The 13,934-nt window shown below is 65.9% G+C and carries 14 protein-coding genes (1 of these 14 only partly in view); 8 read left to right on the forward strand and 6 right to left on the reverse strand.

Annotation, left to right across the window (positions count from 1 at the left end):
• Positions 1 to 155: 155 nt before the first annotated feature.
• A complete protein-coding gene (gene yczE / locus N6H05_RS04595; protein ID WP_284112887.1) occupies positions 156 to 761 on the reverse strand; it encodes a membrane protein YczE in 606 nt (201 codons plus the stop codon).
• A gap of 88 nt (positions 762 to 849) precedes the next feature.
• On the opposite strand from yczE, the gene yczR reads away from it, so the two are divergent.
• Positions 850 to 2,313, forward strand: coding sequence for a MocR-like transcription factor YczR (gene yczR / locus N6H05_RS04600; protein WP_284112888.1), 1,464 nt, complete (start codon positions 850 to 852; stop codon positions 2,311 to 2,313).
• Between the two features lie 197 nt (positions 2,314 to 2,510).
• Here yczR and ppa read toward each other — a convergent pair whose 3' ends face one another.
• Positions 2,511 to 3,053 (reverse strand): inorganic diphosphatase, encoded by a 543-nt coding sequence (ppa, locus tag N6H05_RS04605; protein ID WP_284112889.1) that lies wholly within the window; start codon positions 3,051 to 3,053, stop codon positions 2,511 to 2,513.
• 37 nt (positions 3,054 to 3,090) lie between these two features.
• Positions 3,091 to 5,022: a M61 family metallopeptidase gene (locus N6H05_RS04610; RefSeq protein ID WP_284112890.1), complete on the reverse strand. Its 1,932-nt coding sequence runs from the start codon at positions 5,020 to 5,022 to the stop codon at positions 3,091 to 3,093.
• 140 nt (positions 5,023 to 5,162) lie between these two features.
• Here N6H05_RS04610 and hisS point away from each other — a divergent pair, with 140 nt between their 5' ends.
• The 6 genes from hisS to N6H05_RS04640 all read left to right on the forward strand — a co-directional run bounded on the left by hisS (position 5,163) and on the right by N6H05_RS04640 (position 12,503).
• A complete protein-coding gene (gene hisS / locus N6H05_RS04615) occupies positions 5,163 to 6,425 on the forward strand; it encodes a histidine--tRNA ligase (RefSeq protein WP_284112891.1) in 1,263 nt (420 codons plus the stop codon).
• Positions 6,425 to 7,516: a peptide chain release factor 1 gene (gene prfA, locus N6H05_RS04620; protein ID WP_017499489.1), complete on the forward strand. Its 1,092-nt coding sequence runs from the start codon at positions 6,425 to 6,427 to the stop codon at positions 7,514 to 7,516. Before hisS ends, prfA begins: the two co-directional genes overlap by 1 nt.
• The gene (gene prmC, locus N6H05_RS04625; RefSeq protein ID WP_284112892.1) at positions 7,513 to 8,334 is read left to right on the forward strand and encodes a peptide chain release factor N(5)-glutamine methyltransferase; all 822 of its coding nucleotides are present in this window, start codon (positions 7,513 to 7,515) and stop codon (positions 8,332 to 8,334) included. Before prfA ends, prmC begins: the two co-directional genes overlap by 4 nt.
• A gap of 311 nt (positions 8,335 to 8,645) precedes the next feature.
• The gene (locus tag N6H05_RS04630) at positions 8,646 to 9,413 is read left to right on the forward strand and encodes a DUF4167 domain-containing protein (protein WP_284112893.1); all 768 of its coding nucleotides are present in this window, start codon (positions 8,646 to 8,648) and stop codon (positions 9,411 to 9,413) included.
• 121 nt (positions 9,414 to 9,534) lie between these two features.
• Positions 9,535 to 10,938, forward strand: a complete 1,404-nt coding sequence (locus N6H05_RS04635; protein ID WP_284112894.1) for a DUF4139 domain-containing protein — start codon at positions 9,535 to 9,537, stop codon at positions 10,936 to 10,938.
• A gap of 11 nt (positions 10,939 to 10,949) precedes the next feature.
• Positions 10,950 to 12,503 (forward strand): DUF4139 domain-containing protein, encoded by a 1,554-nt coding sequence (locus tag N6H05_RS04640; protein WP_284112895.1) that lies wholly within the window; start codon positions 10,950 to 10,952, stop codon positions 12,501 to 12,503.
• Between the two features lie 5 nt (positions 12,504 to 12,508).
• Here N6H05_RS04640 and N6H05_RS04645 read toward each other — a convergent pair whose 3' ends face one another.
• A complete protein-coding gene (locus N6H05_RS04645) occupies positions 12,509 to 12,889 on the reverse strand; it encodes an acyl-CoA thioesterase (protein ID WP_004209127.1) in 381 nt (126 codons plus the stop codon).
• Entirely contained in the window at positions 12,879 to 13,178 is a 300-nt protein-coding gene (locus tag N6H05_RS04650) for a hypothetical protein (protein WP_284112897.1), read from the reverse strand. The genes N6H05_RS04645 and N6H05_RS04650 overlap by 11 nt, the downstream gene beginning before the upstream one ends.
• An 85-nt stretch (positions 13,179 to 13,263) precedes the next feature.
• Here N6H05_RS04650 and N6H05_RS04655 point away from each other — a divergent pair, with 85 nt between their 5' ends.
• On the forward strand, positions 13,264 to 13,692 hold the full coding sequence (locus N6H05_RS04655; protein WP_284112898.1) for a CBS domain-containing protein: 429 nt from the start codon (positions 13,264 to 13,266) through the stop codon (positions 13,690 to 13,692).
• Between the two features lie 25 nt (positions 13,693 to 13,717).
• On the opposite strand, the gene N6H05_RS04660 is transcribed toward N6H05_RS04655, so the two are convergent.
• On the reverse strand, positions 13,718 to 13,934 hold the end of the coding sequence (locus tag N6H05_RS04660) for a lipopolysaccharide biosynthesis protein (RefSeq protein ID WP_284114167.1). It continues 1,271 nt past the right edge of the window; the window shows 217 of its 1,488 coding nt (coding positions 1,272-1,488); the start codon falls outside the window, past its right edge; its stop codon occupies positions 13,718 to 13,720.

Below are 13,934 nucleotides of genomic sequence, written 5' to 3' on the forward strand. Positions count from 1 at the left end.
TGATCGTCGGGAATGGCGGAACCGGGATCATGCCCGACTGCCCGGTCCGGTCAAGGAAGGTCCGGTCAAGGCCGGTCCGGTCAAGGAAGGTGCGACGCATTTTCAACGGGAAAAGGACCGGCCGACGGGTTTCTGTCGGCCGGTCAGGGGGCAACTTATGCCGCGGTCGCCGGGCGTTCGGGCGGCGTGATCGTGAAGAAGGGCAGGGCATGGTGGACGATCCAGCCGATCGTCGCGGCATAGACGATGGTGCCGATGCCGACCGTGCCGCCCAGCATCCAGCCGGTCGCCAGCACCGCGATCTCGATGCCGGTGCGCACCCATTTGACCGGCCAGCCGTTGCGGCGGCACAGGCCCGTCATCAGCCCGTCGCGCGGCCCCGGCCCAAGCCCGGCACCGATATAGGCGCCACCGGCAATGCCATTGAGCAGGATCCCCGCGCCCAGCCAGGCCGCGCGCATCGCATAGCCGTCCGGCGTCGGCAGATAATGGAGGCTGATGTCCACCGCCGTGCCGATTACCACTATGTTGCAGACCGTGCCGATCCCCGGTCGCTGCCGAAGCGGCCACCAGAGCAGCAGCACGACCGCGCCGACCAGGTTGACCGTCATGCCGAAGCTTAGGCCGAGCTTGGGCGCCAGCCCCTGATGCAGCACATCCCAGGGATCGAGCCCCAGATTGGCGCGCAGCATCAGCGCCATGGCAAAGCCGTAGAGCACAAGGCCCCAGAAGAGCTGGAAGAGGCGGCGGGTCATCATCATGGGCATCAGGCCTAGTCGAATTGGCCTTTTACAAAAGGACCAATGGCGCGTAAGTGGCCTTCAAATCTCTCTGATTGGATTGATCGCCATGTCCACTTCTTTCCTTCGGCCTCCCTCGCTGCTGCGGTTGCTGGGCGCCTGGCGCGCGCAGGACAGCGCCGAGCCGGCCTATCGCCAATTGGCGCAGGCGCTGCGGATGCTGGTGCTGGACGGGCGGATCGGCCTCAATGTCCGGTTGCCGGGCGAACGCGAACTGGCCGCCGCGCTGGGGCTCAGCCGTACCACCATCGCCGCCGCCTTCGACCGGCTGCGCGACGAGGGCTATCTGGAAAGCCGGCAGGGGTCGGGCAGCGTCACCCGCCTGCCGCCCGGCCGGGTCGAGACCCCGACGCCCGACATCGACGGGGTCACCGGCGACAATCTGCTCAACTGGACCCATGCCGCGCTGCCGGCCGCGCCCGGCGTGGGCCTGGCCTATGCCCATGCGGTCGAGGCACTGCCCGCCTATCTGGGCGATCTGGGCTATGATCCGCTCGGCTTGCCGGTGCTGCGCCGGGCGATCGCCGCCCATTATGAGCGGCGCGGTTGCCCGACAGATCCCGACCAGATCATGATCACCAATGGTGCGCAGCAGGGCTTCTCGCTGCTGCTGCAATGGCTGGCGGGGCCGGGTGATCGGGCGGTGATCGACCATCCGACCTATCATAATGCGATCCAGGCGTTGCAGCGGGCCAATGTCGTGCCGGTGCCGGTCGGCCTGCCGGTCCATGGCTGGGATATCGACGCGATGGACGCGGCCTTCCGCCAGACTGCGCCGCGCTTTGCCTATATCATCGCCGATTTCCACAATCCCACCGGCCGCAGCATGGACCCGGCGACCCGCCGCGCGCTGGTTTCGGTGGCGGCGCGCACCCACACCCCGCTGGTGATTGACGAGACGATGGTGGCGATGGGCCTCGACGGATCGCCGCCGCCGCCGGTCGCCTGCCATGATCCGTCCGGCCGCCATGTCATCACCTTGGGGTCGGCCAGCAAGATCTTCTGGGGTGGCCTGCGCGTCGGCTGGATCCGTGCCGATCCGCAAACCGTGGCTGCGCTCGGCCGCATCCGCACGACGATGGACATGGCCAGCCCGGTGGTCGAGCAGCTCGCCGTCGCCCAGCTGATGGACGCGGACGAGGGGCTGGGGCCGCGCGCGGCGATGCTGCGCGACCGGCGCGACCATCTGCTGGCGCAGCTGGAACAACATCTGCCGCACTGGCGGGTGGAATCGCCGGCTGGCGGCCTGTCGCTCTGGGCCGAACTGCCCCGCGCGGAGGCAAGCGCGCTCGCCGCGCTGGCGGGCAATCATGGCGTGCGCATAGCCGCCGGCCCGCGCTTCGGCGTCAATGGCGCGTTCGAGCGGTTCCTGCGCCTGCCCTTCACCCTGCCGGAAGCGCAGCTCGACATGGGCGTCGCGCGGCTGGTGGAGGCGGACGCGCGGCTCCACGCCCGCACCCCGCGCGGCCGCGATCCGCTGGCCCTCGCCCTGGAGGCCGACCGATTGATCTAGAGCCTGATCGTCTGAGGTGGAAGCGCTTCGCGTTTTCACCGATGGCGTGAATCAGGCTCTAATCTTAAATCTGACCCATAGAAAAAGGGCCGCGCGGATCATCACCGCGCGGCCCTTTTCAATCGGCTTGGTTTTTAGACCTTGATTCACGCTTCAGGCCATTGGCCTGAAACGATCAAGGTCTATGCCAGAAGGACTCAGCCCTTCTTCTTCTCGGCCTGATAGCGTTCGATCGCTTCCAGCGTGATCCGCTTGGCGTCTTCCGCGCCGCCCCAGGTGCCGATGCGCACCCACTTGGTCTTTTCCAGATCCTTATAGTGGGTGAAGAAATGCTCGATCTGCTCCATCACGATGCCGGGCAGGTCGTCCTTCTCGTCCACATTGCTGTAGTAGGGGAAGGTCTTGTTGTCCGGCACGCAGACCAGCTTCTCGTCGCCGCCGGCTTCGTCTTCCAGGTTCAGCACGGCGATCGGGCGTGCGCGCACGACCGAGCCGGGAACGAAGGGCGAGCGGGCGATGACCAGCGCGTCGAGCGGATCGCCATCGGGCGACAGGGTGTGCGGCACGAAGCCGTAATTCGCCGGATAGCGCATCGGCGTGTGCAGGATGCGATCGACGAACAGCGCGCCCGAGGCCTTGTCGAACTCGTACTTCACGGGTTCGCCGCCAACCGGCACCTCGATGATGACGTTCAGGCTGTTTGGCGGATCGTCGCCGACGGGGATCAGGTCAATATTCATGCATCTTCGCCTTTTACATGCGGTTGCTTGGAAATCTTCAGGTGCGCGGCTGCAGCAGCTTGTCGAGGCTGCCTTCGCCGGTGCCGGTCTTTTCGAGGTGCGGATAGCGCAGGCCATCCGAATAAGCGAGGGTCAGGGTACGATAATATTTGTCCTGCTTTAGGATAAGCTGGATCGGCTTCTTGGCGTCCTTAGCCTCGGTCAGCGCCGTCTTGAATGCGTCGCCCGAATATTCATTGCCGTTCACCGCAATAATCTTCGATCCTACCGCAAGACCGGCCTTGAACGCTGCGCTGTTCCAGATCACCGCCGCGATATCGCCGTCATTCTTGACCGTCAGACCCACGCCAAAGCTCTGGTCGACCGTCTTCTGCGCGCCTTCGGCCGCCTTGGTGATGGCATTGGGCGTATCGGTATAGACCAGCTTGTAGCCGCCCAGGGTGAAGCCGCCCTTGGGCGTTTCCGTGGTCGGACTGTCGACATATTTGTGGAACAGGCCGGCCCAGTCATAGGGGGCGACGCCGTTCAGCGTGTCGATCACGTCCTGGCGATTATAGACGACCTGGCCCCAGTCGCCCGGCTTGATGCCGAAAAAGGCCTTGGCGAAATCGTCGATGCCCTTGGCGCCCCTGGTCTGCTGGCGCAGGATGCCGTCGACTTCCAGCCAGATCATCAGGCCTTCATTATAATAATCCTCCGACCGCTGCCAGTTGGCCCAGCCCTTGGGACGGCGGGCGGAGATGATCGGATCATTGGTCGTGTCCACCATCGGGCGCCATTCGCGGCCGCGCGTGGTGTCCAGCTTCGCCGCGATCTGGGCATAGGCGTCCAGCGTCTCCTGCTTGGAGAACATGCCCGAACGGGCGCCCAGCACATAGCCCCAGAACTGGGTCTGGCCTTCATAGACCCACAGCAGGCTGTCCTGCATCGGCACGTCGAAATTGGGCGTCCACAGCAGGTCGGGGCGGCGGAACTTGCCGTCCCAGCTATGGGTGAATTCATGCGGCAGCAGGTTGCGGTCGAGCAGCGCCTCGCCCGAATCCCACTTCTTGAAATAGCCCGGCTCGACCTGATTCTCGGACGAGCGATGATGTTCCAGGCCGATGCCGCCCATTTCGTCGGTGATCGACAGCAGGAAATCATAATGGTCGAAATGATAGGTGCCGAACGCGGCGCCGGCTTCGGCCACCAGCTTCTTGTGCCTGGCGATCTGGTCGGTGTTGAACACCAGTTCGTCGGCATCGTCGGCAACGATGTTCAGCGTGACGTTATGGCCCAGGTCCACCGCCTTGAAATGGGTGCCGGCAAAGACCGGCGAGTCCTGCAGCGCCTCATAGTCGATCACGTCATAGGCGATGGTGTCGCCGCTGCGCTTGCCGCGCAGCGCGGTCGCCGCCTGCCAGCCGGCGGGATAGGTGACATTGGCCTGCACCGGGATCTGGCGGGTATAATAGCCGGCCGGGTAGAGCGAGACATCTTCCCACTGGATATTCTGCATCTTGGGCGTCACGACGACGCGGCCCTGGTTGGTCGCGGTCGCCGACAGGAACTGGAACTGCGCCACGACCTGCTTGGTGCCGGCCGGCACGTCGATCTCGAACGCATAGACGTTGAGCGGATTGCGCTTCCAGCTGATCGGCTTGCCGTCGGCGGTGAAGGTCAGGCCGGTCAGCTTCTCGATCGGGCCGCGCGGCGCATGATTGCCCGGCAGCCATTCGGGCATCAGCAGGGTCATCGGGCCGCTCGCCGCGACGGGAATGGTTTCCTTCACGCGGAAGATGCGCTGCACCGTGTCGGTGGCGTCGACGTCAAGGCGGATCGTGCCGCCCGGATAGGGGACATCCTTGGGCATCGGCTTGGCGCTGTCGACGGGCAGGGCGGTCGGCTTGGAACGGATGACGTCCTGCGCCAGCAACGGGCTGGCAATCGCGGTCGAAAGGCAAAGGGCGGCAGCAAGGCTGCGGATCATGACGGTCTCCAGAAAAGGAACGGGGGCCGGACGGCCCGTCTGTCCCAAGCATGGCGGGGCGAATCGCCCGCGTCCACCCCTTATGCCGCCATAAAAAGCGCGTTTCCTTGGGCCGCGATTATCGTTAAAGGCGCTGCCCCATGGCGAAGATCGAAACGCCGCGCCCGGTGCGCGGAACGCAGGACATGTTGGGCGGCACGGCGGAGGCGTTCCAGGAACGCTTCGCCCATGTCGTCGCCACCTTTGACCGGGTGCGCAAACTCTATGGATTCCAGCGGGTTGAAGTGCCCGTCTTTGAATCGACCGCGGTGTTCGCCCGTTCGCTGGGCGAAAGCACCGACGTCGTGTCGAAGGAAATGTACACGTTCGAGGATCGCGGCGGCGACAGCATCACCCTGCGCCCCGAATTCACCGCCGGCATTTCGCGCGCCTATATTACCGAGGGCTGGCAGCAATTTGCGCCGCTCAAGGTCGCGACCCACGGCCCGCTGTTCCGCTATGAGCGCCCGCAAAAGGGCCGGTTCCGTCAGTTCCACCAGCTCGACGCCGAAATCCTGGGCGCGGGCGAGCCGGCGGCCGATGTCGAGCTGCTGGTGCTGGCCGACCAGCTGCTGCGCGAACTGGGCGTGTCGGAAGGCGTGACCCTCAACCTCAACACGCTGGGCGACGCGGAAAGCCGCGAAGCCTGGCGCGCCGCGCTGATCGCCCATTTCGAGGCGCATCGGGGCGAGCTGTCGGAAGAAAGCATCGACCGGCTGGCGAAGAATCCGCTGCGCATCCTCGACTCCAAGGATCCGCGCGACCGCCCGATCGCCGACAGCGCGCCGGACATCGACGCCTATCTGACCGACGAGGCGCGCAGCTTCTTCGACAAGGTGACGAGCGGCCTCGACGCTGCCGGGGTCGCCTGGGAACGCAATTCGCGGCTGGTGCGCGGGCTCGATTATTATCGCCACACCGCGTTCGAGTTCATCACCGACCGGCTCGGCGCGCAGGGCACGGTGCTGGGTGGCGGTCGTTATGACGGTCTGATCGAGAATCTGGGCGGGCCGTCGACCCCGGCGGTCGGCTGGGCAGCGGGGATCGAGCGGCTGGCGATGTTGATCGACCAGCCGGCGATCGACAAGCCGCAGATCGTGCTGATCCCGATGGGCGAGGCGGCCGAGGCGAAGGCGACCGGCATCATCGCCGATCTGCGCCGCGCCGGCATCGCCTGCGACATGGGCTATCGCGGCAATATGAAGAAGCGGATGCAGCGCGCCAACGCATCGGGTGCCGCCTGGGCGATCATCCTCGGCGACGACGAACTGACACGCGGCGAGGCGGCGGTCCGCAACCTGGGCACCGGTGAGCAGCAGGCGGTTGCACTGGATGCGCTGATCGGCACGGTGACGGCGCTCTGATGCACATCTCCGCCGAACGCATCGCGCAGATCGAGGCGCGCCGGGACGAGGTGCAGGCGTCGATGACGCGCGCCGACCTCGCGCCCGATGCGTTCGTGAAACTGTCCAAGGAATATGCCGAGATCGAGCCGGTGGCGCGGGCCGCGCATGAAGTGCGCCGGCTGCGTCAGGAACTGCGCGCGCTCGAACAGATGGCCGGTGGCGAGGACAGCGATGCCGATCCACTGATGCGCGAAATGGCGCAGGAGGAAATGCAGCTGCTCAAGGGACAGTTGCCCGATGCCGAGCGCGCGCTGGCGTTGCAGCTGCTGCCCAAGGATTCGGCCGATGCCCGCCCGGCGATGCTGGAAATCCGCGCCGGCACCGGCGGCGACGAGGCGGCTTTGTTCGCCGGCGACCTGTTCCGCATGTATCAGCGCTACGCCGATACCCAGGGCTGGAAGATGGAGATGATCTCCGCCAACGCCTCGGAACAGGGCGGCTTCAAGGAAGTGGTGGCCAGCATCAACGGCACCGGCGTCTTCGCCAAGCTGAAGTTCGAGAGCGGCGTGCATCGCGTCCAGCGCGTGCCGGTCACCGAAAGCGGCGGCCGCATTCATACCAGCGCCGCGACCGTGGCGATCCTGCCCGAGCCGGAAGAAGTCGATGTCCAGATCGCCGATTCCGACCTGAAGATCGACATCTACCGCGCCTCTGGCGCCGGTGGCCAGCACGTCAACACCACCGATTCCGCCGTGCGCATCACCCATTTGCCGACCGGCATCGTCGTGACGCAGCAGGATGAGCGCTCGCAGCACAAGAACAAGGCCAAGGCGATGCAGGTGCTGCGCGCCCGCATCTATGAGGCGGAGCGCGAGCGCACCCAGAGCGAACAGGCCGGCGCGCGCAAGGCGATGGTCGGATCGGGCGACCGGTCGGAGCGCATCCGCACCTATAATTTCCCGCAGGGCCGCGTGACCGACCACCGTATCAACCTGACCCTGCATCGCCTGCCCGAGATTCTCGAAGGGCCGGGCCTGGCCGAAGTGATCGACGCGCTGGTGGCCGAGGATGAGGCTGCGCGCCTCGCCCAGCTGGACGGGGTGGCGTGAGCGTCGCCGATGCGCTGCGCGACGCCACTGTCAGCTTAGCCGCGATCAGCGACACCCCCCGGCTCGACGCCGAACTGCTGATGGCCCATGCACTGGGCATCGGCCGCAACGACCTGTTGCTGCGCCAGCGCGACCTGTCCGTCCCTGTCGCTTTCGCTGTCCATATGCAGCAACGGCTGGCCGGCGCGCCGATCGCCCATATCCTGGGCAGTCGCGATTTCTGGACGATCAGCCTGGCCATCACCCCCGACGTATTGATCCCGCGCCCGGACAGCGAGACGCTGATCGAGGCGGCGGTCGATCACTTCCGTGACCGGTCGCCTGCGACCATATTGGACCTGGGCACCGGATCGGGCGCGCTGCTGCTCGCCGCGCTCGACCAGTGGCCCGATGCGACAGGGCTGGGCATCGACGCCTCGGCCGCCGCGCTGGCGGTGGCGCAGGGCAATGCCGACCGGCTGGGCACGGGGACGCGCGCGCGCTTCCAGCGGGGCGATTGGGCGGCCGGCGTGACCGGGCCGTTCGACCTGCTGCTGATCAACCCGCCCTATATCGCCACCGACGCGCCGCTCGCCGGCGATGTGCTGCACGATCCGGCCAGCGCCCTGTTTGCCGGCGCCGACGGGCTGGACGATTATCGCCGCATCGCGCCGCAACTGCCTGCGCTGATCGCGCCGGGCGGCATGGCCGCGATCGAGATCGGCTATGATCAGGGGGAAAGCGTGTCGGCACTGCTGCGGGCGCAGGGGCTGGGCGTGTCGCTGCGCCGCGACCTTGCGGGGCATGATCGCTGCCTCGTCGCCACGCCGGGCGAATAAGAAGGCGGGATTTCACGCCACCACAGCGAAAATTGCTTGGTTTATCGCGTGAATGCCATTACATCGGGATCAGGAAAACCGCCATTCCGGCGACATGGCCTTATCAGGCCATTGATGGATAAGGCATTTTCCTGCTCCTGAAAGTCAAGATGGCGCTGCTGCGCAAGCGCCTCTGGTGGCTGAGGGCGTGGTCCGGTTCGGATCATGTCTGGCGGAGCCACATCCGGCCCCACGGAAGGGGCGGTGCTTGGGGATAGCAGCTGAACAGTGTTTTCAGTGAATATTATCATAGCGAACGCAAGGATCATGTCTTGATCAACAACCGGCAGGCCGGTCGCCGCAATCGCGGCCGGAATAATAACAACAACGGTCGTCCCAATGGCGGTAACCGGGGTGGTGGCGACAACGGCAACCGTATCGACAACCGCGCCCGCGGCAATGCGGCCCAGCTTCTTGAGAAATACAAGAATATGGCGCGCGATGCCCAGATGGCCGGCGACCGTGTGAACGCCGAATATTATCTGCAGTTCGCCGATCATTATTTCCGCGTGCTGGCCGACAATCGTTCGCGCCAGGAGGAGCAGCAGCAGCGCTTCCGCCGGAATGACGAGAATTTCGAAGACGAAGGCGAAGAGTTCGAGGGCAATGAGGACGGCGCCGAAGAGGGCCGCACCGAACAGCCCGAGCGCGCCGAACGCGATTATGACCGTCGCGAACCGCGCGGCGAGCGCCAGGATCGCGGTGACCGCAATGATCGTGGCGACCGGGGCGACCGTAATCGTCGCGATCGCAATCGTCGCGACCGCCCGGTGGCCGAGGACGCGACCGAGCAGCAGCCGGTGGCAGCCGAACAGCCCGCAGAACTCGCAGCCGAGCCGGCCGCCGAAGCGCCCAAGCCGCGCCGCGGCCGTCCGCGCAAGGCTGATGTCGCGCCGACCGACGCGAATGAAGGCCTGGATGTCAGCATCCTGCCGCCCTCGATCGCCCGCGCCGATAATGACAGCGACACGGACGTGACCGAGGAAGCGCCCCGCAAGCGCACCCGCCGCGCCCGTCCGGCGACCGAAGCCGCCGAATAAGCGCGGCTTTCGAGCGACCCGAAAACCAAAAAGGGGCGGTGCCATCCCGGCGCCGCCCCTTTTTGTTTGCAAATATAGCCGCTTGGGGCAGAAGGTCGTCGCATAAGGGGAGTGCGACCTGATGACGACTGTCCGCCTGTTGACCGGTCTGGCCCTGATGCTGCCGGCCGCCGCCTTTTCTCAAACTGCTTCTGTCGATCCCACAGGCGCCACCGCCCAGGGCGATGTCGCTGTCACCATCTATAATGGCGGCCAATCGCTGGTGCAGGATGACCGGCAATTGAGCGTCAATGCCGGTCGCAACCGGATCGAATTTCCCGATGTATCCGCCCGCATCCGGCCCGAAACGGTCAATCTCTCCGGCCCCGGCTTCTCGATTGTCGAACAGAATTTCGATTTCGACCTGCTCTCGCCCGACAAGCTGATGGACAAGGCGGTGGGGCAGGAGGTGACGCTGGTGCGCACCAATCCCGCGACCGGCGCCGAGACGCGCGAGCGTGCCAAGATACTTGCGGCCAATGGCGGCATCGTCATGCAGATCGGTTCGCGGATCGAGGTGCTGCGCGACGATGGCCTGCCGGTACGGGTGATCTTCGACCGGGTGCCGCCCAATCTGCGCGCCCGTCCGACCCTGTCGGTGACGATCGACGCCGCGCGCGGCGGCACCGTGCCGGCCCGATTATCCTATCTGACGCCCAATCTTGGTTGGACCGCCGATTATGTCGCGCTGTTCGACGCAGCCAAGGGCGCGATGGACATGCAGGGCTGGGTGACGCTCACCAACAATACGGGCACGACCTTCACCAATGCGAAGACCATCCTGGTCGCCGGCAATCCGGCCAATGGCGGCGGGCGGCGTAACTGGTGGCAGTCGTCTAGCGGCGCGATCGACCAGGCCGGCACCGAAAGCGGTCCGCGCGAGCGGCTGGGCGACTATTATCTCTATCCGCTGGCCGATCGCACGACCATCGCCAATGCCCAGCAGAAGCAGGTCAGCTTCCTCGACGTGAAGGGCGCGCCGGCCCGCGCCACCTATGAATATCTCAATAGCTGGATGGGCAGTTCGACCGAACCGATGAGCGCATCGAGCGTGCTCAAATTCTCGACCTCGAAACAGGGCGGCCTTGGCGATCAACTGCCGGCCGGCACGATCCGCGTCTATATGCGCGACGCGCGTGGCGATCCCCAGTTCATCGGCGAGAACAGCATCGACCATACGCCGATGGGATCGTCGATGGCGCTGCGCACGGGCGAGGCATTCGACGTCAAGGTGCGCCCGACCGTCGAGCAGCGCACGAAGAAGGGCGGCCAGCGCTGGGAAACGCGGATGCGCTACACGCTCACCAACGCCCGGCCCGAAGCGGTGACGGTCGACCTGGCCCAGCAGGGGCTGTGGGGCGACACCCGCGTTACCGCACAAAGCCTGGAAGGCAAGCGCGTCTCCGCCGACCGGATGGAATGGAGCGTGCCGGTGCCCGCCAATGGCTCGGTCGATCTCAGCGTCACCTTCGATTCGCGCTACTGACCGGCGCTGCCGTGCTGCTGCGCGTCCTTGTCCTTCTTCTGCTCTGCTTCGGCATCGCGCCGGCGCGGGCGGGTACGGTGGTCTCGACCAAGGCCGATTCGGTCTCCGTCACCGTCTATCGCCAGCCCGGCCGCGCCAAGGGGGCGATCGATCCCAAATGGCCCGGCGGCTATGCGCTGATCAACGAGACTCGCATCATCGACTTGCCACGGGGCGAATCGGTGGTGCGGTTCGAGGGCGTGGCAGAGGGACTGATGCCCGAAACCGCCGTCCTTTCCGGCATGCCGCAGGGCGTGCGCGAGAAGAATCGCGATGCCCGGCTGCTCTCGCCCGCCGGTCTGGTCGACGCCTATCTCAAGCGTAGCGTCACCCTGCGCCGCACCGACCGCAAGACCGGCAAGGTCAGCGAGCAGGACGCGATCATCAGCGCCGGGCCGATGGGCGGCGTCATCGTCCAGACGGCGCAGGGCTATGAGGCGCTGGGGTGCAGCGGCCTGCCCGAACGCATGCTCTATCCGCGCGTGCCGACCGACCTGTCGCCGCGTCCGACCCTGTCGGTCATCGCCTCCAGCGCCCGGCCGACCCGCGTCACGCTGCAACTCACCTATTTGGCGGAGGGGTTCGACTGGGCTGCCAATTATGTCGCCGACATGCAGGATGATGGCCGCCATCTCGACCTCATGGCCTGGCTGACCGTGGCCAATGGCGGCGTCACCGGCTTTGCCGACGCTCGGCTCAGCGTCATCGCCGGACAGCCCAATAAGCAGGGACGGAAGGTCCAGCCGCGACCGACGGGTGGCCCGCTGTCGCTACGCTGCTGGCCGATGGATATCACCAGCACCCATCCGCAGTGGGAGTTGTTTCCGATCGAGATGCCGCAGGCCGAGGCGATGATGGATTCTGCGCAGGAAATCGTGCTGACCGCGCGCCGTGTCCCGGCACCCATGATGGCCGCGCCCCCTCCCCCTCCGCCGCCGCCCCCTCCGCCTCCATCGCGAGAGGATGTCGGTGACCTCAAACTCTATCGCGTCCCTGTGACCGTCGATGTCGCAGCCAGGGGGCAGAAGCAGGTGGCGCTGCTGCGCCAGCCCGATGTGCTGGTCGAGCGTCTCTATGCCGCGACCATTGACTATAGCGACGGCAATGGCCGGTCACGGCCGATGACGCTGCGTCTGCGGCTTCAGAATCGCAAGGCGGACGGTCTGGGTCTCGCCATGCCTTCGGGACGCGTCGCCCTGTTCGAGACGATCGACGGCCAGCGCCTGCTCGCGGGCGAAACCGACATTGGCGACAAGGCGGAAGGCGAGCGGGTCGATTATGATATCGCCCAGAGCGCCGATGTCCGCATCATGGCGGTCATCGGCGGCCAGTCGGCAAAGGCGCGGCGCTGGACGCTGACCCTCACCAACGCGCGGCCGTTCGACGCGACGGCGGAAATCCTCATTCCCCATGACATCGCGCCGCGTCCGACCCAGATGGAGCGCCGCGGCAATAGCTGGGTCTGGCGCGCCATCATCCCGGCCAATGGGCAGGTCAGCTACAGCTATGACCAGAAGCTGCGCTGACCCCCTCAGTCGCCGGGAATGGGGCGGGGGCGGTGCGTCTCATCCAGTGCGACGAAGGTGAAGACGCCGCTGGTCAGCGCCACCGTTTCCGCGCCGCCGCCGCGAGTCGCCACCACGTCGATGCGGATCGCCACCGATGTGCGGCCGCGCTTCTCTTCCTGCGCATAGACCGACACCAGGTCGCCCATCAGGATCGGCGAGATGAACTTCATGCTCTCGATCGCGACTGTGGCCACCGCGCCCTGGGCGATTCGCCCCGCGACGATGCCGCCGGCAATATCCATCTGGCTCAGCACCCAGCCGCCGAAGATATGGCCATTGCTGTTGATGTCGGCCGGGCGCGGCACGACCCGCAATATCACTTCGCGATGGGGATCAATCGTCAAGCGGCACCTCGTCCTTTAGCCGGTCCATTACCTGGTCGTCATGCCCCGTCCCGGCGGAGAGGAAGACGAGCGCCATCAAGCCCGTTCCCAGCATGAAGGTCAACCAGACGCCCAATATGGTGGCGATGATCATGTGAACCGGCATCGGCCCGGTCCATAGCCGCAGGAACAGCAGGGCTGCGCCGACGCATAGCGCGCCGACCAGCGCCATCCAGAGCATGATCCGGCGGAATCGCGACCAGGCGGTCGCCGCGATCCGGGGATCGTCCAGGCCCTTTTTCTCTGTCATTCTCTTGCTCTCCTCCCTTTTCTTTGCGCCGCGAAAGTGGGATCATCAAGCGCAGAGACAGTAAGTCCACAAAAGGAGAGCGGCCATGACCATCGCGGCAATCTTGCAGGGCAAGGGGCGCGACGTCGTCCAGGTCCAGTCGACCGACAGCGTATTGTCGGTGGTGACCTTGCTGGCGGATCGGCGGATCGGCTGCGTGCCGGTGGTCGATGGCGGCCAGGTGGTCGGCATCTTTTCCGAACGCGATGTCGTCTATCGTCTGGCCCAGCAAGGGGCAGAGGCGCTGAACCACACGGTCGCCGATGTGATGACCCAGCCGCCGATCACCATCGACGACCAGATGCCGGTGATCCATGCCCTGTCGTTGATGACCAAGCGGCGCATCCGCCATCTGCCGGTGGTGAAGGGCGGCTCGCTGGTCGGCCTCGTCTCGATCGGTGATCTGGTGAAGTTCCGCATCGACAATATCGAATCGGAAGCCGCCGCGCTGCGCGACTATATCCAGACCGCCTGACGAAGGCTGGGCGTCCGCCGGTCCGTCAGGCGGGCGCCTGCACCGGCGGCGCGCGGCGCACGATCAGGCGCACCAGTTCCATCAGCGTGCCGCGCGCGCACAGCATCAGCGCCGCCAGGAAGGCGATGCCGCCAGCCGGCACCAGAATCGCCAGCCGAATCGGCGCGGCGAGTGGCGGCAGCAACCGGTCTATCGCGAGCACGACGCCGGCCATCAGGATAGAGCAGCCCAGACCTGGTGCG

The sequence above is a fragment of the Sphingobium sp. WTD-1 genome (genome assembly GCF_030128825.1).
Lineage (GTDB): Bacteria > Pseudomonadota > Alphaproteobacteria > Sphingomonadales > Sphingomonadaceae > Sphingobium.

Coding starts and splice junctions, on each gene's coding strand:
- yczE (WP_284112887.1), bottom strand. CDS start 761: ATGATGATGACCCGCCGCCTCTTCCAGCTCTTCTGGGGCCTTGTGCTC.
- yczR (WP_284112888.1), top strand. CDS start 850: ATGTCCACTTCTTTCCTTCGGCCTCCCTCGCTGCTGCGGTTGCTGGGC.
- ppa (WP_284112889.1), bottom strand. CDS start 3,053: ATGAATATTGACCTGATCCCCGTCGGCGACGATCCGCCAAACAGCCTG.
- N6H05_RS04610 (WP_284112890.1), bottom strand. CDS start 5,022: ATGATCCGCAGCCTTGCTGCCGCCCTTTGCCTTTCGACCGCGATTGCC.
- hisS (WP_284112891.1), top strand. CDS start 5,163: ATGGCGAAGATCGAAACGCCGCGCCCGGTGCGCGGAACGCAGGACATG.
- prfA (WP_017499489.1), top strand. CDS start 6,425: ATGCACATCTCCGCCGAACGCATCGCGCAGATCGAGGCGCGCCGGGAC.
- N6H05_RS04635 (WP_284112894.1), top strand. CDS start 9,535: ATGACGACTGTCCGCCTGTTGACCGGTCTGGCCCTGATGCTGCCGGCC.
- N6H05_RS04650 (WP_284112897.1), bottom strand. CDS start 13,178: ATGACAGAGAAAAAGGGCCTGGACGATCCCCGGATCGCGGCGACCGCC.
- N6H05_RS04655 (WP_284112898.1), top strand. CDS start 13,264: ATGACCATCGCGGCAATCTTGCAGGGCAAGGGGCGCGACGTCGTCCAG.